The organism is Pseudomonas orientalis, from assembly GCF_002934065.1.
Taxonomy (GTDB): domain Bacteria; phylum Pseudomonadota; class Gammaproteobacteria; order Pseudomonadales; family Pseudomonadaceae; genus Aquipseudomonas; species Aquipseudomonas orientalis_A.
Window position 1 is genome coordinate 2,218,888 of sequence record NZ_CP018049.1, and the last position, 17,183, is coordinate 2,236,070.

The 17,183-nt window shown below is 61.1% G+C and carries 23 protein-coding genes; 8 read left to right on the plus strand and 15 right to left on the minus strand.

The window, feature by feature from the left end; translation table 11 throughout:
• Nucleotide 1: 1 nt before the first annotated feature.
• From BOP93_RS10110 to BOP93_RS10120, 3 genes are all read right to left on the minus strand, one after another.
• Nucleotides 2-553, minus strand: a complete 552-nt coding sequence (locus tag BOP93_RS10110) for an ATP-dependent Clp protease proteolytic subunit (RefSeq protein ID WP_104502484.1) — start codon at nucleotides 551-553, stop codon at nucleotides 2-4.
• Nucleotides 554-606: 53 nt separating this feature from the next.
• On the minus strand, nucleotides 607-891 hold the full coding sequence (locus BOP93_RS10115) for a general stress protein (RefSeq protein WP_104502485.1): 285 nt from the start codon (nucleotides 889-891) through the stop codon (nucleotides 607-609).
• Nucleotides 892-1,181: 290 nt separating this feature from the next.
• Entirely contained in the window at nucleotides 1,182-1,358 is a 177-nt protein-coding gene (locus tag BOP93_RS10120) for a general stress protein (RefSeq protein ID WP_019821495.1), read from the minus strand.
• 449 nt (nucleotides 1,359-1,807) lie between these two features.
• On the opposite strand from BOP93_RS10120, the gene BOP93_RS10125 reads away from it, so the two are divergent.
• Nucleotides 1,808-3,307, plus strand: a complete 1,500-nt coding sequence (locus tag BOP93_RS10125) for a sensor domain-containing diguanylate cyclase (protein ID WP_104502486.1) — start codon at nucleotides 1,808-1,810, stop codon at nucleotides 3,305-3,307.
• 531 nt (nucleotides 3,308-3,838) lie between these two features.
• Here the strand turns inward: BOP93_RS10125 and BOP93_RS10130 are convergent.
• Complete coding sequence (locus tag BOP93_RS10130; protein WP_104502487.1) at nucleotides 3,839-4,057, minus strand: hypothetical protein; 219 nt, start codon at nucleotides 4,055-4,057, stop codon at nucleotides 3,839-3,841.
• Nucleotides 4,057-4,356 carry a hypothetical protein gene (locus BOP93_RS10135; RefSeq protein ID WP_104502488.1) on the minus strand — a complete coding sequence of 100 codons (300 nt, stop codon included), beginning with the start codon at nucleotides 4,354-4,356 and terminating at the stop codon, nucleotides 4,057-4,059. The genes BOP93_RS10130 and BOP93_RS10135 overlap by 1 nt, the downstream gene beginning before the upstream one ends.
• A 211-nt stretch (nucleotides 4,357-4,567) precedes the next feature.
• On the opposite strand from BOP93_RS10135, the gene BOP93_RS10140 reads away from it, so the two are divergent.
• From BOP93_RS10140 to BOP93_RS10155, 4 genes are all read left to right on the plus strand, one after another.
• Entirely contained in the window at nucleotides 4,568-4,789 is a 222-nt protein-coding gene (locus tag BOP93_RS10140; RefSeq protein WP_104502489.1) for a PLD nuclease N-terminal domain-containing protein, read from the plus strand.
• Nucleotides 4,790-4,802: 13 nt separating this feature from the next.
• Nucleotides 4,803-5,318 carry a hypothetical protein gene (locus BOP93_RS10145; protein ID WP_104502490.1) on the plus strand — a complete coding sequence of 172 codons (516 nt, stop codon included), beginning with the start codon at nucleotides 4,803-4,805 and terminating at the stop codon, nucleotides 5,316-5,318.
• A gap of 9 nt (nucleotides 5,319-5,327) precedes the next feature.
• On the plus strand, nucleotides 5,328-5,771 hold the full coding sequence (locus tag BOP93_RS10150; RefSeq protein ID WP_104502491.1) for a DUF421 domain-containing protein: 444 nt from the start codon (nucleotides 5,328-5,330) through the stop codon (nucleotides 5,769-5,771).
• A gap of 109 nt (nucleotides 5,772-5,880) precedes the next feature.
• Nucleotides 5,881-6,738 (plus strand): SDR family oxidoreductase, encoded by an 858-nt coding sequence (locus tag BOP93_RS10155; RefSeq protein WP_104502492.1) that lies wholly within the window; start codon nucleotides 5,881-5,883, stop codon nucleotides 6,736-6,738.
• A 372-nt stretch (nucleotides 6,739-7,110) separates the two neighbouring features.
• Here the strand turns inward: BOP93_RS10155 and BOP93_RS10160 are convergent, their stop codons facing one another.
• From BOP93_RS10160 to BOP93_RS10175, 4 genes are all read right to left on the minus strand, one after another.
• Nucleotides 7,111-7,350, minus strand: coding sequence for a hypothetical protein (locus BOP93_RS10160; protein WP_057721927.1), 240 nt, complete (start codon nucleotides 7,348-7,350; stop codon nucleotides 7,111-7,113).
• Complete coding sequence (locus BOP93_RS10165) at nucleotides 7,347-7,604, minus strand: DUF6555 family protein (RefSeq protein ID WP_104502493.1); 258 nt, start codon at nucleotides 7,602-7,604, stop codon at nucleotides 7,347-7,349. The genes BOP93_RS10160 and BOP93_RS10165 overlap by 4 nt, the downstream gene beginning before the upstream one ends.
• A 90-nt stretch (nucleotides 7,605-7,694) precedes the next feature.
• Nucleotides 7,695-7,976: a hypothetical protein gene (locus tag BOP93_RS10170; protein ID WP_104502494.1), complete on the minus strand. Its 282-nt coding sequence runs from the start codon at nucleotides 7,974-7,976 to the stop codon at nucleotides 7,695-7,697.
• 97 nt (nucleotides 7,977-8,073) lie between these two features.
• A complete protein-coding gene (locus BOP93_RS10175; RefSeq protein ID WP_420220237.1) occupies nucleotides 8,074-8,790 on the minus strand; it encodes an OBAP family protein in 717 nt (238 codons plus the stop codon).
• Nucleotides 8,791-9,006: 216 nt separating this feature from the next.
• On the opposite strand from BOP93_RS10175, the gene BOP93_RS10180 reads away from it, so the two are divergent.
• Both BOP93_RS10180 and BOP93_RS10185 read left to right on the plus strand, forming a co-directional pair.
• Nucleotides 9,007-10,101 carry a M28 family peptidase gene (locus BOP93_RS10180; protein WP_104502496.1) on the plus strand — a complete coding sequence of 365 codons (1,095 nt, stop codon included), beginning with the start codon at nucleotides 9,007-9,009 and terminating at the stop codon, nucleotides 10,099-10,101.
• A gap of 16 nt (nucleotides 10,102-10,117) precedes the next feature.
• The gene (locus tag BOP93_RS10185; RefSeq protein ID WP_104502497.1) at nucleotides 10,118-10,618 is read left to right on the plus strand and encodes a CinA family protein; all 501 of its coding nucleotides are present in this window, start codon (nucleotides 10,118-10,120) and stop codon (nucleotides 10,616-10,618) included.
• Here BOP93_RS10185 and BOP93_RS10190 read toward each other — a convergent pair.
• Complete coding sequence (locus BOP93_RS10190) at nucleotides 10,615-10,917, minus strand: hypothetical protein (protein WP_104502498.1); 303 nt, start codon at nucleotides 10,915-10,917, stop codon at nucleotides 10,615-10,617. The two genes, BOP93_RS10185 and BOP93_RS10190, sit on opposite strands and share 4 nt — an antisense overlap.
• A gap of 31 nt (nucleotides 10,918-10,948) precedes the next feature.
• Complete coding sequence (locus BOP93_RS10195) at nucleotides 10,949-11,203, minus strand: hypothetical protein (RefSeq protein ID WP_104502499.1); 255 nt, start codon at nucleotides 11,201-11,203, stop codon at nucleotides 10,949-10,951.
• Between the two features lie 185 nt (nucleotides 11,204-11,388).
• Here BOP93_RS10195 and BOP93_RS27595 point away from each other — a divergent pair, with 185 nt between their 5' ends.
• Nucleotides 11,389-11,538, plus strand: coding sequence for a hypothetical protein (locus tag BOP93_RS27595; RefSeq protein WP_167400614.1), 150 nt, complete (start codon nucleotides 11,389-11,391; stop codon nucleotides 11,536-11,538).
• Between the two features lie 501 nt (nucleotides 11,539-12,039).
• Here BOP93_RS27595 and BOP93_RS10200 read toward each other — a convergent pair.
• The 4 genes from BOP93_RS10200 to BOP93_RS10215 form a co-directional block, all read right to left on the minus strand.
• Nucleotides 12,040-13,380, minus strand: coding sequence for a c-type cytochrome (locus BOP93_RS10200; protein WP_104502500.1), 1,341 nt, complete (start codon nucleotides 13,378-13,380; stop codon nucleotides 12,040-12,042).
• 16 nt (nucleotides 13,381-13,396) lie between these two features.
• Nucleotides 13,397-15,628 carry a xanthine dehydrogenase family protein molybdopterin-binding subunit gene (locus BOP93_RS10205; RefSeq protein ID WP_104502501.1) on the minus strand — a complete coding sequence of 744 codons (2,232 nt, stop codon included), beginning with the start codon at nucleotides 15,626-15,628 and terminating at the stop codon, nucleotides 13,397-13,399.
• Nucleotides 15,628-16,086 (minus strand): (2Fe-2S)-binding protein, encoded by a 459-nt coding sequence (locus BOP93_RS10210; RefSeq protein WP_104502502.1) that lies wholly within the window; start codon nucleotides 16,084-16,086, stop codon nucleotides 15,628-15,630. The genes BOP93_RS10205 and BOP93_RS10210 overlap by 1 nt, the downstream gene beginning before the upstream one ends.
• A gap of 160 nt (nucleotides 16,087-16,246) precedes the next feature.
• Entirely contained in the window at nucleotides 16,247-17,152 is a 906-nt protein-coding gene (locus BOP93_RS10215) for a LysR family transcriptional regulator (protein WP_104502503.1), read from the minus strand.
• Nucleotides 17,153-17,183 lie beyond the last annotated feature (31 nt).

Consider the following 17,183-nt stretch of genomic DNA (forward strand, 5'->3'; position numbering starts at 1 on the left):
GTCAGGTGTGAATGAAGCTGCTCACAAACTCTGCCTTGATGACGGGCAGCTCGATTGCGTGGATCAGGCCGGCGGCCAGCGCCTGCTGGGGGTCGAGAATGCGCGGTGCGGCAATCAGGTACTTTTCCGTTTCCAGTGTTTCGCTGGCACCGGCGGTGCGCTCTGCCACGATGCGGGCATACAACTGCAAGTCATAATCAAGGCTCATCGCGTATTCGGACATGCGCGAATGATCGACTGCGCCTTGCACGTGCCAATGAAACGGATGGAACAGGTATTTGCTGTGGATGCAGGCAGTACGGCGCTCGCCGGCGAGAAAGATGATGTTGCCCATTGACTCCACCGTGCCCAGGTTATGGGTATGCACCGGTATTGGCAGGGACATCAGGAAATTGTACATGGTGAACCCGTAGCTGCATTCACCGCCCATGGTCGCGATGTTCAACACCAGGCCCGAGGCGTCTTGCTGCACGGCTAACGAGGCTTTTTCGATCAGTTGGCTGCAGGTTGACGCAGTGACAGGGCCGGTAAAATTAATAATGTGTAAAGGCATGGTGTCCCTCATCAATGAAAGCAGGGGAGGCTGGCTCCCCTGCATCAAGCACATCAGCTGTTGCGGCCGCCGCCATGGCTGTTTTCGCCGCCTTTACGCCCGGCTTCGGAGGCTTTCTCCCGATCGTTGGCGAAATTGCCGCCACTGTTCTGGCCGCCTTTGCTACCGGCTTCGGAGGCGCGCTCAGGATCATTCTTGAAGTTCCCTCCACTGTTTTGGCCGCCCTTGCTGCCGATCTCTTGATAGAACTCTTTGTCATAGGAGGCCGACGTGGCTTCGCCACCTTTTTTACCGGCTTCATTGACGCTCATTTGGCCTTTCTTGTCTTGAGTACTCATGTTCAGTTACCTCGTCGTTATGTCGGTTATACAACGTTAACTTCGATCTTTCACGTAACTTACACTCACTCGTGCGGGTGCACGGGCTATAAGTGTCTCTCGCACAATGGTGGTGTTTGCGGCGCGCCGACTGTTGCTTCGGCTAGTTCAGCGGCTTGTCGGCGTTCGTAACACGGCGTCGTGTTAGCGCGTGCGCCGGATTTTGCTTCAGTGCGCACTTCCACCATTGATCGGTGATGCAACTCGCCACGCTGGTAATCAATTGACGCTCGCATGATTAATGCCCTTCGTTATGACTTGCGTCCACCACCGTGACTGTTCTGGCCGCCTTTACGACCCGCTTCCGACGCTTTTTCGCGGTCATTGGCAAAGTTGCCACCTGACGCCTGGCCGCCTTTCTTTCCCGCCTCCGACGCTTTCTCGCGATCGTTAGCGAAGTTGCCAGGGTTTTTATTGCTAGTGGTCATAACAATACTCCAAGTTCAGTTGTCGTTTCGCTAGTTGCCCATTTATGCAACGGACATCTACTCCGATAAGAGCAAGCGGGCAGATGTTTTGAAATTTTTTCAAAATGGCGATGAACGGTAGTTCGCAGCGAGAAACTTGTACAAAGTCACTGTTTGTATGCCGCTTCGTATAACTTTTTAACTTGGGTTGATATTGAAATAGTGGCGTTGCTTGCTATCGGGCTTAGTTACACGTATGCGGTGTGAAACGGGATAACAGCGTTACCTGGTCTGATGCCGGCGGTGACCGTTGCCTGGTGCCGTCTCGAAACGTCGCCTGCCGATACCTACTCTGTTGCTGCGGCCCCGCCGGACTGCTTGTATGCTTGCGCCCCGGAACCGGTGGCCCCTGTGAGTACCGACGTTCGAATGATGGCTGGAACGGAAACCGGACTTCTTAAGGTGCTGATGTGAAGCGTGATACCCGTCTTGTGATGCTTTTGCTGTTGGTGATCGGCTGTTCCCTGACGTCGTTGACGATCTGGAAAGTCCTGTCTTCCCGCGAGCGGGCGCTGGCGGAAGTGGACGTGCACGGCTTGAACCTGACCCAGGCGCTCACTACCTACACCGAAGGCATCGTGCGGCAAAGCGCGCTGATCTTGCTGGGGCTGGTCGAGCGTCTGGAAACCGATGGCAGTGGCCCGGCGCAGATCCAGCGCATCAGCACCTTGATCCGCCGACAACAGCCGCTGATGCCACAACTGAGCGGCATCACCATCTACGACCGGCAGGGCGGTTGGCTGTTGTCCTCCAATCGCTTGATTCCGGCGGGTGCCAACAGCAGCGCGCGTGAGTATTTCATCCATCATCGCGACGATCCGAGCCGTGAGCCTTTCATCGGCCCGCCGATTCAGAGCCATACCAACCGCGAGTGGGTGGTGACCATCAGCCGCCGTTTCGATGACGCGGCCGGCAACTTTGCCGGGGTGGTGGCCGTGACGCTGGGGGTGGAAAACTTTCTGCGAGTGTTTGGCAAACTTGATGTCGGCCAGGACGGCGCGATCGGGTTGTCCTACACCGACGGCACCTTGCTGGTGCGCTACCCCTTCCGCGAGCAGGACATGGGGCGCAACTTTTCCAAGTCGCCTATCTATTCCCAGCATCTGGTCGACCGCTCCGTCGGTACCGCTTCGTACACCTCCAGCCTGGATGGAGTAGAGCGGCTGTATGCCTTCCGCAAAAGCGAGAGCCTGCCGCTCATCACTACCGTTGCCCTGGGCAAGCACGAGTCGCTGGCGGCCTGGCGTATCGAAGCTGCGTTGTCGGCGGTGGTGGTGGCGGGGCTGCTGGGGCTGACCGGCTTGATCGGTTGGTTCCTGATCCTCGATATCCGCCGGCGGACCCTGGTGGAAGAGGCGCTGCGTATCGCCCAGCAACAGCTGCTCGATTCCAACCGACAGCTTGAATTACTGGCGCTGAAGGATGCGCTGACTGGCCTGGCCAACCGTCGCTGCTTCGATGAAACCCTGGCCCAGGAAGCGCGCCGGGCTCAGCGCGATGGCACGGCGCTGGCCTTGCTGATGATCGATATCGACTATTTCAAGCGCTACAACGATGCCTTGGGTCACGTCGCCGGCGATGCCTGTCTGCAGAGGGTCAGCCACTTGCTGGAAGCCTGTGTGCGGCGGCCGTCGGATCTGGTGGCGCGTTACGGCGGAGAGGAAATAGCCATTATCATGCCCGCGACCGACGGCGAAGGCGCGGCGGTGGTGGCGCAATTGATCATTGATCGGTTGCTGGCGGAAAACATCGAACATCCGGGCAGCCCGTTCGGGCGTGTGAGTGTGAGTATCGGTGTTGCGGCGGCGGTGGGTGTTGAACTGGAGCGCTTGCTCAGCTTGATCGAGGCGGCCGACAAGGCGCTGTATGGGGCGAAGTCGGCAGGTCGCAATGGCTTTGCGCTGAATTGATCGCAATCCAGATGTGGGAGGGGGCTTGCCCCCGATGGCGGCCTCAGGGCCGACCAGGATGTTGGATTGGACCGAGTACATATCCGTTTCTGCGGTAACGGCCACTTAGGGTTCCGCTTTTACAGCGGCTCACTTTTGAAAAGCGCAAAAGTAAGCAAAACGCTCTTGCCCCACCACTCGGCACCTCGCTTAGGCTCGGTGTGCCCTCTCTCCGGCCAGCTTGGTTTGACGGGGCGCCTGAGATCAAAAGCCAGATCAAGATCAAGAGCGGCTCGCTTCGCATCGTGGTTACGGTTGAGCGCTACAGAGTCGTGTAGATGCCTATGCTATCGGGGGCAAGCCCTGATGCCAGTCAGTAAAGCGTACGTGGCCCTCTGTAGGAGCGAGCTTGCTTGCGAAAAACGTCAGCGATAACGCGTGCTTCCTGAATGAACGCGGTGCCTGTGAGTTTTTCGCGAGCAAGCTCGCTCCTACAAAAAGCATTAACTGACCGGTATTAGGGCAAGCCCCACATTGACCTTTTGCTCAAACTCAATCGGCACATGCCAGGGCAGAACGGCGATTGCCGAGTTTGCGCAGGCGCTCAACCGGCGTGTTTGCCATCGCTTCCTCATGCAATGCGGTTTCCAGCGCTTCCAGGTGCCGCGAAAGGATCTTTACCGAGCCGCTTGGGTTGGCAGGGTCGAACGGAATCTTGCCGTTGGCGACCAGCACCATCGCCAGCTCCCAAGCCTGCTTTGAGGTATTCATCACGCCACCTCCTGTTCACGGATGACAACCTTCACACCCTCATTGGCCGCGCTGGATGCAGGCGTCGGAAAGTGCGTGTTGAGTACACCCAGATGCTCGATCGCTTCACGAAACAGCGCTTCGGCCTTGGCGCGCAGGCGCAGGTAGTGATCGAACTTTTCGCTGTCGAAATCGGCGCATTCCAACAGGTCGTATGCGCTGCGGCTGAGGGCGTTGGCCTCATCGAACAGCTTCTGGTTCTGCTCCATCGCCAGTTGGCGGCAGGCCATCCGTTTCGCGTAGGTGTCGGTGTGGTGCATGGCGTAAATCCTTCTTGAACAGGTTCCGATAAGGCTGTGACCGATGTGAAAAGCGACGGTATCAATTTGGTTGCCTCGGAAATATTGATCAATTCAACGATTCAGTTCCGTCGCAACTATCGTTTCTTTAGATTCAGCGCCTGCCCGTCGAAAAATTCTGAACCCTGTGCGCGTCCGGTAAACCTAATGTTTCATAACTGGGAGGTGCACCATGGACACCATGTATTTCTGGATTGGCTTGATGATCATCCTGCTGTTGCTCGACCTGTGGGTCCTCAACAGCGTATGGCGTAGCGAAAACTCTTCGGGGAGCAAGGCCGGCTGGAGCGCCGTGGTGGTCCTGCTGCCGTTCCTGGGAGCAGTGATATGGGCCGTGTCCGGCCCGCGCGGCGTGACCAAGGGGCCGTCTTCGCCGGAGCACAGCAAGGGCTGAAAGAGGGCGGGACATGAGCGAGTCAGGGCCTGACGACCTGCACAGTCGCGACTATCCGGTACGCGAGGATATGGCGTTGCAGCGCAAGGTCTGGCGCTTCGAGCGGCTGGGCTGGTATGGGCTGGTCCTCCTGATCGGGCTGACGCTGGCGGGGCTGTTTTCCAAAGGGCCACTGAGCACCAGCCAGGTGCGCAGCGCCGACGGCCACGTACGCGTCGAATACCAGCGCTTCCTGCGCAATGGTTCCTCAGACGCACTGGTGATCCATCTGCAAGGTCCCGCACGCACCCCACTGGAAGTCGCGATCAACGGCGAGCTGTTGCAGGGCTTCAACGTGGAAATGCTCCAGCCCCAGCCTCTGAAGGCCAGCACGGCGGGCGAGGGCGTGAAGCTGTGGACCCTGAGCGACGATCAAGGGCGGGCGACGCTGTATCTGACCTTGCGCAGTGACGGCGTCGGCAGCTTCGACACCCAGGTCTCGCTGGGCAACGGCGCAACCGTGGCCTTGTCTCAGTTCATTTATCCCTAGGGGGCAGTCATGGACTCCGTCCTGCGCGCAGCGGCGATTTACCTGGTGTTGCTGGTGCTGTTCAAAATCGCCGGCAGGCGCTCCCTCGCGGAACTCACCACCTTCGACCTGGTGCTGTTGATGGTGATCGGTGAAGCCACCCAGCAGGCCCTGTTGGGGGATGACTTTTCGCTGACCAATGCGGTGCTGGTCATCGTCACGCTGATCGCCATCGACATCGGCTTTTCATTGGTCAAGCAGCGTTCGCTGTGGTTCTCACGCCTGCTCGACGGCGGGCCGACCGTCGTGGTCGAACAGGGCCGAGTGCTCCATGAACGCCTCAAGCGCGCACGCCTGGATGAGGACGATATCCTCGAGGCGGCGCGCTCGTCCCAGGGCATTCTCGAGATCAGGCAGATCCGCTTTGCAATCCTTGAGCGCAACGGCAAGATCTCGGTGATCCCTTATGAATGACCCATAGGGTGCAGCGCCCGGAACGGTCATCAGATTTTCTGAAAATCGCTCTGAACTATCGCGCCCTTCGACCCCTCGCAACACTATCCACACACAGGAGGGAAACCCGATGACCCACTACCCGAAACCACCCTTCAAGCCACAGCAGCAGCCCGTCCCCGGCGACCAGCGCAAGATGGAGCCGATGCCCGATTGCGGTGAGCAAAGCTACAAAGGCTCGGGCCGGATGGCCAACAAGATTGCCCTGATCACCGGCGCCGACAGCGGTATCGGGCGTGCGGTGGCGATTGCCTTTGCCCGCGAAGGTGCCGACGTTGCGGTGTCGTACCTGGATGAGCATGAGGACGCGAAAGAGACCGCGCGCTGGGTCGAAGCGGCGGGGCGTCAGTGCCTGCTGTTGCCCGGCGACCTGGGCGAGGCGGCACAGTGCAGCGCCATCGTCAATGACACGGTCAAGCAGTTCGGGCGTATCGACGTGCTGGTCAACAACGCGGCGTTCCAGATGACCTATAAATCGTTGGAAGACATTCCCGACGAAGACTGGGTGAAAACCTTCAACGTCAACATCACCGCGATGTTCCGGATCTGCAAGGCAGCGTTGCCGCACATGGCCGAGGGCAGTTCGATCATCAACACCACCTCGGTCAATTCCGATATGCCCAATCCGTCACTGCTACCTTATGCGGCGACCAAGGGCGCGATTGCCAACTTCACTGCAGGCCTGGCGCAGATGCTCGGTGAGCGCGGGATCCGCGTGAACAGCGTGGCACCGGGGCCGATCTGGACGCCGTTGATCGTGTCGACGATGACTGACGACATGGTCAAGGAGTTCGGCAGCAACACGCCGCTGGGTCGTCCCGGTCAACCGGTGGAAGTGGCGCCGATTTATGTGCTGCTGGCGTCCGATGAGGGCAGTTATATCTCCGGCGAGCGCTATGGCGTGACCGGGGGCAAGCCGATTCTTTGAGCGTGCGCCCCCGCTGACTCAGGTGGGGGCTGCTGAAGATGCCGAGTATTGTGCAAGTCTAAAATGTGGGAGGGGGCTTGCCCCCGATAGCGGTGTATCAGTCAAATTTTTATAACTGACAGATCGCCATCGGGGGCAAGCCCCCTCCCACAGTGGATATTCGGTGCTTTCGGATTATTGGTTTACTTCATCTTCGTGCGGTGAATGCGACTCGGGCGGGGGCTGCTGACGATGCGGAGTACTGTGCAAATCCAATGTGGGAGGGGGCTTGCCCCCGATAGCGGTGTATCAGTCAACGCTTTATAACTGACAGATCGCCATCGGGGGCAAGCCCCCTCCCACATTGGGTATTCAGTGCTTTCGGACTTTGGTTTACTTCTTCCTCGCGCGGTGAATGCGCATCCACTCTCGATAAGCGGCGGTACGCTGTGCGTCTGCCACCTTCTTTGCCTCGGTGAAGCGTGCCCAAGTGGCCGCATCGCCGCTGTAGGATTCGATGATTTTATACGCCAGGGCATCGAGTCGATCCGCTTCGAAAAACATCTGCGTGTTTTGCGCCACCTCGTCGTCCACCGCCTGCCGCTTGGTAAAGCCCAGCACCTGACTGTTCATGATGTAACGCTCTCCGCCCACTGAATCGCTGCCGCACCGCACCAGCGCACGTCCGTAATGCCGTATTTTTCCGCCATCGGCTTGGAGACGCGCTTGAGGTTGTTTTGCCCGAACCTGGGGATGACCGCCACGCCGGCATCGCAACTGGCCCAGTGCCATGCTTCAGCATTATTCATGCGCGCCGCGCGCACGATAAAGGACCTGGGCTTGCCGTGAAGCTGATAGTTGATCGTGAATAATTCGCTCTTGTTCATGAGGACTCCCTATGCTCATGAAGTACAGATATTTGACGTCAAAAAAAATTCAAAGAACTTGTCGGACAATGCGATGACGTGCGCGCAGGCTCAGTCGTCCACCGTGAAGGTGACCCAGCCTGGCCCATCGGCCGGGCGCTCCAGCGCCACGATTACACCGCCAACGGACGTGCCGTCGGGCAAATTGACCGTGACGAAGTTGGGATGGCCGGGCCATTGCAGCGGTGAGGAAAAATCCACGCGAACAATGGTGGGCTTGCCGCTGCTGGTCATTTTGATATCAGCGTTCTCATTCAGCACTTCATCATCTTCGGTGCCCAGATGGCGCGAAGCAGTGATGAGGCTGACGGTGCCTTGATGGTCATAGGACATATACGGACTCCTCGTGCGAAGGGCACACGTGCGCCCCGGTTCTAGTGAGGCAATCGCCGGCAAATGATCGTTCAATCAAAATGACCGGCTGCTGCCGTCAGTGCTGGTGGTCGGTCTGGGTGGGGTCGACGATCTGGATGATGTTGCCCTGGCGCCAGGCGTCCGCACCGGGTGCAATCGGCGGGGCGGGAATGTCGGCGCGATCGGTCTTTTTCTCGGTACTGTCGATGCCCAGCCGCTGATCCCGCTCGGCGACCATCTTCGCATCGGCCTGGCCGTCGGCGGTGAACCCCATCATCAACTGAGGAACGCCCAGCGGCAGGCGCTTGTGCAGGTCGGTATGCCAGGTGTGCCAGGTCTTGCCGTAGGTGTGCACCAGTTTTTCCATCAGTGCGTGTTCGGCCACTTCAGGGATGCCGGGGGCGACCAATTGGCCCGATTTCACCTCATGCACGTGGCTGTGCCACAGCGCCTTTTCCGCTGTGGGGAGTGTGCTGAATAACTGTTCGCTGATGATGTATTCCACGCCCATCAACTTGGCGTCCTTACGGTTGCCGTCGTAGATCACGCACTGGATCACCTCCTCGTTGAGAATGGCGCAGTAGTGATGGGCTTCCATCTGTACGTCGGGATGGCCGTTGTAGAAGTGAAAACCGTCCAGGTAGGCATTCAGCGCGTCGATGGGCGGGCGCGATTGCAGCAGGGCGGCGCCGGCGTCGAGGCTGCGCGTGGTGGGTGATTTGGCCGCGCCGGGCGCGACAACGTTGGAGGCCGAGTCGTTGCCGGCGCAGGCGGTCAGCGCGGCAATGGACATCGTCAGGCACAGCGAATGCAGCGTAGGTTGCAGGCGGGTGAGTTTCATTGGGACTCCCTCCATGAGCGGTTGTAGAACCCATCTAGAAAGCGTGCCGAAGTGGGTGTTCAAACCGATTGAGGCGCTTGCGTGCCAACGAAAAAATTGTGGAACAACCGCTCGATGTGCCGGGTCATTTTTATAATTGCTCAATCGCACGAATGGAGACCGTCCCGGATGCCAAACGATGCCCGGCCTGACCACACCGCCTTGACCGAAACCCACGCCATTCCCCACTTGCTTGAGCAGTTGTTGCTCGCCCGTGGCCCTGGTGGCCAGGAGGATGAGGTGCGCGCCATTTGTCTGGAGCGCCTGCGTCCGCTGTGCGACGAAACCTGGGTGGACCCTGCCGGCAATGTCATCGGCCTGGTCAAAGGCGCGCAGGACGATGGCGCGCCCCGGCGCGCAGTGAAGATCATGGCGCACATGGATGAAATCGCCATGGTGGTCAAGCATGTCGACACCGATGGCACCTTGCGGGTGACCGCGTTGGGCGGCGCCAATCCGGTGAATTTCGGCATGTGCCCGGTGGACATACTCGGCGATCATCAATTCATTCCGGGGGTGCTGTCCTTTGGCTCAATGCATGCAACCGGCAATGCGCCCCAGGGCGCCGATGTACTGTCAGGGGACGTGCACTGGAACGACGTGCATGTGATCACCCGGTGCTCGGTGCAGACCTTGCGTGACTACGGTGTGCGTCCCGGCAGCCGCGTCACGCTGAGCCGCCATTGGCGTGCGCCGTTTCGGGTGGGGGATGCGACAGCCGCGCATTTTCTCGACGACCGCGCGCCCATCGCCGCCGTACTCCACAGCGCGCAGTACCTGGATCAGCGCCGGCAGGAACTGGCATGCGATGTGTATTTTATCTTCACCACCCTGGAGGAAGAGTGCAATGCCGGCGCGATGTATGCGGCGCGGACACTGCCGGGCGATACCACCATCGCGGTGGAGGTCGGCCCGGTGATGAGCGAGTACGGCACGCGCCTGAGTGTCGATCCGATCATCAATACCGGTGACCTCAAAGGCTATTACACCCGCTCGGTGGTCACCGGCCTGGCGGCTGCCGCACAACGCAGCGGCTATACGCCGCAATATGCATTGCTGGTGGATTTTGCCTCGGATGCCAGCGCCGTCATGAGTAACGGCACCTCGGCACGCGGCGGTTGCCTGGCGATTCCAACCGAGAATACCCACGGCTATGAGTTGATTGTGGATGGCGCGATCGAGGCCTGTGCGCTGACATTGGCAGACTACCTGGCCACGTTTTGAATGCAGGAGAATCACCATGGACATCGCTGCTTCTACTATCGACTACCTGAAACAACACCAGATGACCCTCACCAGCGCCGAGTCGTGCACGGCGGGCAAAATCATCACGCTGCTGTCAGAGGTGGCGGGCGGTGGGGCGTGCATCGAAAGTGGTTACGTCGTTTATTCGCCGCAGGCCAAACAGCGCTTGCTGGGCGTACGTGCGTACACAATCGACACCTTCAACCTCACCAGTTGCGAAGTCGCCCGCGAGATGGCCGAAGGCGCATTGCGTGACAGTACGGCGCAGGTCGCCGTCGCCACCACCGGCCTGCTTGGCCCGGATGACATGGACGGGATTCCGGCCGGGACTATCTGTTTTGCCTGGGCTTATCGAATCGGCGACCGGCTGAGTATCTTCAGTCGCAAGGAACGCTTCATGGGGTCGCGCGAGCAGGTGCAGCTTGATGCGGCCCTGCACGCGCTGAAGTGGCTGGCGCCTTTTCACCAACGTGCGTTGGCGGGAGAGCGGGGTTAGCGATCAGTTGCCCCTGGCCGTTGCGGCTGGCGTTCGATTTTCAACACCAGTTCATCGGCGTCGGATGCCTGGGCTTCCAGCAGGACGCCATGATAGGTGCGACCTTCTCCCTTGATCGTAACCGTGTGGGCCTTCGCCAATGTTTCCGGCCAGGGCGGCAGAATACGCAGCGTTACGCGCTCGCCGTCCTCGGTAATCCGGACCTGGCTCTCGCAGGAAAGCGGCTTTACGCCAAACAGCGTGTCTTGAAGGTAATCGATGGTGCAGTGCAGCGATGGTGTAGCAGGGGTATCCGGCATGGGAAGCCTCGCTCTGTTCTTGTCCCCGCATTTAGCCCACGGATGAGAGGCGGTATGTTTTTCGGGACACCACCATGTCTTCCAGGATCTCCCGCACCAGCCGGTTGATGCCTGACTCGCCGTGGTAGCGGGCGCGGTTGATATTGGCAATGGTGAATTGATTGGCGTCGGGCGCGAGCACCGTGATGGACAGGTTGCTGTCCGGAGTGATCGTGCAGGTGACACGGCAATTGCGCAGCCGCTGTGACAGCGCGCGCTCGATTTCCGCTTTGCTCAACGTGTCCATGGGATCACCGGATAACAGGCCTTGGCGGATGAAGGTTAGCGCAAATATGCCGTGCGTAAATGCTGGCAAGTTAATAGCGAACCATTCGTCAGTCTCACTACCCCTGCGTGGAACGTTCGTGCTCCGATACTGGCCACATACACCAAGGGTTGACGACTATTTCCTTCACTCATCAGGTGGTTTCCATGAAGAAGTTTTATATGTGCTTGAGCCTTTGCAGCGTGTTCCTGCTGCACGGCTGTTTCGACAATTCCGATAACACCACCAAGGACAATACCGGCGGCCGCAAATCTTCGGTGCAGATGCAGGAAGGCAAGGCGGGCGAGAGCAAGTAGGCGCCTGGAGCAAAAGGTGGGAGGGGGCTTGCCCCCGTTGGCAGGGTGTCAGTCAATGAAGAGGTGACTGACCCACCGCTATCGGGGGCAAGCCCCCTCCCACAGTTGAATCTGCTGTGTGATGTAAGTCTGGGTTACTTGTCCTTGAACGCTGGTGCCTGGCGGATCATGCAGACTGCCAGCTCTAACTGCTACACGAGAAACCTGTGGGAGGGGGCTTGCCCCCGATGGCGGTGGATCAGTCAATATTTTGGTCGACTGTCACACCGCTATGGGGAGCAAGCCCCCTCCCACAGTTGAATCTGCTGTGTGATGTAAGTCTGGGTTACTTGTCCTTGAACGCTGGTGCCTGGCGGATCATGCAGACTGCCAGCTCTAACTGCTACACGAGAAACCTGTGGGAGGGGGCTTGCCCCCGATGGCGGTGGATCAGTCAATATTTTGGTCGACTGTCACACCGCTATCGGGAGCAAGCCCCCTCCCACATTGGATCGGTGTCTATCAACGCATATGCAAAATGATCGGGCTGGCGCTGGCCGGGTCGGTATGCCCGCGCAATTTGCTGACTGCCTGGGCGTCGACCGCTTCACCCCTGTTGCCCCACGTACCGCGCACGTAGGTCAGCACCTCGGCGATCTCCTGATCAGACAATTGCTCACGGAACGCCGGCATGCGGTAGGCGTCCGGCAGCCCGGCGGCCACCACCCGTTGTGAGCCGTTGAGGGTGATGTTGATCGCCGAGGCGCTTTCCCTGGCCAACGCCGAAGTGGCGCCCGCCAGCGGCGGCATCCACTCCGGCTGGCCCTTGCCGTCCAGGCCATGGCAGGAGGCGCAGCGGGTCGCGTAGGTGTGGGCGCCGGGGATGTCCTGACGCGTATCGGCCACCTGATACTGCCAGGGCGTGCCGTCACGCTGCGGGTCGCCGGGCAAGGACTTGAGGTAGCGGGCGATGGCGGCAAGATCGTCATCGGCCATGAACTGCGTGGAGTTGTTGAACGCTTCGGTCATCGAACCGTAGACCACCGCATGCTGGTTGCGCCCGGTCTTGAGGAACTGCACGATCTGCGCCTCGCTCCAGCGGCCCAATCCGGTGTTGGGGTCCTGGCGCAGGCTGGGCGCGTACCAGCCGTCGAGCAGGGCGCCGGCGAGGAAGGGCGCGCCGGACTGGTCCAGGGCCTTCTCGTTGAACGCCAGGCCGCGCGGCGTGTGGCAACTGCCGCAGTGGCCGGGGCCCTGCACGATATAAGCACCACGGTTCCACAACGCGTCCTGGCCGGGGTTGGCCGCATAGGGCGCAGTGGGTGCGAATACACCATTCCACAGCGCGATGGGCCAGCGCATGTTCAGCGGCCAGGGAATATCACTGGGGATGTTCGCCTGGTCGGCCGGCTGCACGCCTTTCATGAAGAACGCGTACAGCGCTTTCACGTCGTCGTCGCTGAGCTTCACGTAGGACGGGTAGGGCATCGCCGGGTACAGGCGGCGCCCGCCCGGTGCCACGCCGTGGCGCACGGCGCGGTCGAAGTCGGCGAGGCTGTAGCGGCCGATGCCATGGTCGCGGTCGGGGGTGATGTTGGTGGCATGGATGGCCCCCAGCGGCGTGGCCATCTCCAGGCCACCGGCAAACGGCGCTTTGCCCGCCAGGCTGTGGCAGGCCACGCAGTCGCTCACACGGGCGACGTACTCACCGCGACTGGCCAGTGCCGGGTCCAGGCCGGTGGCGTGTTCCTGTTCGAACGGCGAGGCGGGCTCGCGGGTGACGTACCAGGCCAAGAGGCCCGCGACGACCAGGCAGGGCAGCGCCAGCCAGCCTGCGGTTCTTGCGAATCGGCGGTTGTTCATGGGCGTTCCCTGTGGGTTAACTGAAGGTGTAGCGGCTCAATGGCAGGCTGCGGATGCGCTGGCCGGTCAACCGGGCTACCGCATTGGCGACCGCCGGTGCCACGGCCGGTAACGGCGGTTCGCCGATGCCCCCCATCTTTTCGCCGCTCTCGACGATCTTCACGTGCACCCGCGCCATCCGCGACGGCGGCAGGATCGGATAAAGGTCGTAGTTGCGCGCCCGTGGCATGCCGTCCACGTACACCGCCTCCTCCAGCAAGGTTTGCGACAGGCCCAGGGCCACGGCGCCATTGACCTGGGCTTCAATGATCGCCGGGTTGACGATGCTGCCGGGGTCGATGGCCTGCCAGATGTCATGCACCTTGACCTGGCCGTTCTCGATCGACACCTCGGCAATCACTGCCGCGTGGGAGCCAAAGGGCGAAGCCATGGCCACGCCACGGGCACGGCGGCTGCCGTCTTCGGCAGTGAACGGCCCGCGCTTCCAGCCGCCGGACAATTCGCCCACCGCTTGCAGCAGCGTGGTCAGCCGCGCATTGTCGCGCAGCAGGTGCAGGCGCAGTTCGTAGGGGTCATGGCCGCCTTTGTCGGCCAGTTCATCAAGAAACGCTTCGTAGAAGAAGTCGTTCAACGAATTGCCCACCGATCGCCAGTAGCCAAGCATAGCCGGGCCTTTGACATAGATCTGCGCGATGCGCTTGTTGGGGATCGCATAGCTCTTGCCCGACAGGCCTTCGAGGGCCGTGGGGTCGAGCTTGTCGCCCTGTTTGCCGGCAATCGCTTCGGTCGGGCCTTCGGTGGCGCTGACCGCTTCGATGGCCAGCGGCAGGCCCTGGTCATCCAGCGCTGCGCGGAACTTGACCACCGCGACCGGGCGCAGCACATCGCGCACAAATTCTTCCTCACGGCTCCAGATCAGCTTGATCGGACGACCGACGGCCTTGGTCAAGGCGATGGCTTGCGGATACGGATTGGCCGACTCATACAGGAAGTGCCGACCGAAAAAACCGCCCAGCAGCGGGGAGTGCAGGGTGATTTGTTCGATGGCCAGGCCGGTGCGCTTGGCGATGTCGGCACGGAACATATCCGGCGCCTGGTTCGGCAGCCACACCTCCAGCGTGCCGTCGGGGTTGTAGCGCGCCAGCGCCGAGGGCGGCTCAAGCTGGGCATGATTGAGGTATTGGTTGTGATAGGTGGCATCGACGCGGGTCTTGGCGCTGGCCAGCGTGGCGGCTACGTCGCCTGCATTTTCTTCGTCGCGGGCCGGGCCTTCCTGAGTGGCGAGAAAGTCACGGTATTTGTCGCTGGAAAAGTCCGCTGGCATCACGCGTACGCTGGAGTCGGCGGCGGCTTCGCGCCAGTCCACCTGGATCGCTTCAACGGCGCGCTTGGCGTGCCACCAGCGTTCGGCCACCACTGCCACGGCGCCGGGCAAGGTGTGCACCGAATGCACGCCCTTCATGGCCTCGACCTGAGCCTGGTTGCGCAGGCTGCCCACGGTCATGCCCAGGCGCGGCGCGTGCTGCACGGCGGCGTGGAGCATGCCATCGACTTTCAGGTCGATGCTGTATTGCGCCTTGCCTGTGGATTTGTCATAGGCATCCAGGCGTTTGACCGGCTTGCCGATCCAGCGGAACTGGCTCGGGTCGCGCAGGGTGATGCCGGCAGGGTCCGGCACGGGCATGTCCAGGGCGCGCCCGGCCAACTCGCCGTAACCCAGCGAGCGGCCCGACGCGGCGTGCAGCACGCGGCCGGGCTGGGTGGTCAGTTGTGCGACCGGTACATTCAGGTGCTCGGCAGCGGCCTGCAGCAACATGGCACGGGCGAGGGCGCCGAGGCGGCGCATGGTCGGGTAACTCATGCGCACCGACATGCTGCCGCCGGTAATGCGCAGGCCATTTTCCATCACCACATAGGCCTCGCCGGGCGGCGCGGCTTCAACGGTGAACGTCGCCGGGTCGGCATCCAACTCCTCGCCGATGATCTGCGCCATGGCGGTGTGGGTGCCTTGGCCGCCTTCCATGAAGGGGCTGAGCAGGCGCACGCTGCCGTCCGGGCGGATCTCCAGGAAAGCCGGCACCTGGGTGCCGCGTTCGGCGCCAGCGCCGGTGGCGGCCTGCACTCGGGATGCGCCCAGGGGCAGGCCGAAGCCGATCACCAGTGCACCGACGGCGGTACTCGCCAGGAAGCGCCGACGCGACAGGTTGATCGGCGCGTCGAGGGTTACGTCAGGCAGGACAGTGCTCATCAGACGGTCTCCTTCCCGGCGGCCAGGTCATCCATGGCGGCATGGATGGCGTTGTAGGTGCCGCAGCGGCACAGGTTGCCCATCGCCGCGTCGATCTGCGCCTTCGAGGGCGCCGGGGTGTGCTTGAGCAGCGCGGTGGCCGCCATCACTTGCCCGGACTGGCAATAACCACATTGCGCCACCTGGCGCTCGACCCAGGCCTCGACCACGCGTTTGCCCACCTCATCGGCCTCGATGGCTTCGATGGTGGTGATCTCGCGACCGACCACACCGGCCACCGGCGTGACGCACGAGCGCACCACGTTGCCGTCCACCAGCACCGAACACGCGCCGCACTGGGCTAGGCCGCAGCCGTACTTGGTGCCGGTCAGGCCCAGGTCGTCGCGGATTACCCACAGCAAAGGCGTGTCGCCGTCGGCATCGACCTCATAGGCCTGTTGGTTAATACGTAATTGCATGGTGGCTTACCTGCTGATCATCGGTGGGTGCTGCATAAGTTCTTATAGGAGTGGTGCGACGTTACGTCGCCCATCGTCGAACTCTAGACCACCGCGCAAGGGCTATCTATGCAATAGCTTGCAAGTTCAGAGGATCAGGCAAGTAATCGACAGGATTGGGTCAATGGTCGGGCAGGTTTTCGCCCACCGCATGGCGGATACCCTCGAGCAGCATTGTGAATGCCGGGTTGTCGTTGTGCTCGCGCCAGATCAGGTGCAGTTCGCTCTGTGCGCCTTCGCCCAGGTCGATATCGCGGAACACCACGTTCTTGAACACCACACTGCTGGCGCAACGCGGTACCAGGGCCAGGCCCATGCCCGCGTTGACCAGCGCGAGGATGGTCAGCGACGAGCCCAGCCATTGCACATACTGCGGCGCGACGCGGGCCGAGCGCAGCAGGCCGGTGAGCAACTCATTGAACGGCGGATAGGCGGAATGGGCGTACATCAGGAACGGTTGCGCATCCAGGTCGTGCACGCTGACCTCCTTTGCCTGGGCCAGTCGATGACTGCTCGGCACCGCCAGCACAAATGGCTCGCGCACCAGGCATTCGGTGGCGTAGCCGGGCTCCAGCAGCGGCGCGCGAACAATGCCCAGGTCGATGCGCCGGGCGCGCAAGGCTTCGTACTGCTGGTAGGTGTTCATTTCGGACAGGTCGATCTTGACGTGGGGCTGCTTGAGCCGCGCCTCGGCGATCACCTTGGGCAAGAACTCGTACACCGCACTGCCGACGAAGCTGATGTTGACCGTACCGATATCGCCCTCGGCAAAGCGCCGCGCAGTGACCGCCGCTTGCTGGGCGCGTTCCAGCAGGTACTGCGCCTCGATGAAAAACGCCCGGCCGGCGGCGGTCAGCGCGACGCTGCGGGTGGTGCGGACAAACAGGTCCACGCCCAGATGATGCTCGAGCAACTGAATCTGCCGGCTCAGCGGCGGCTGAGTCATGTTCAGGCGTTCGGCGGCGCGGCGAAAGTTCAGCTCGGTGGCCACGGTGGTGAAGCAGCGCAGTTGCGTCAATTCGAACATTGATCTAATTCCAGTATCAATCCAATGCCAG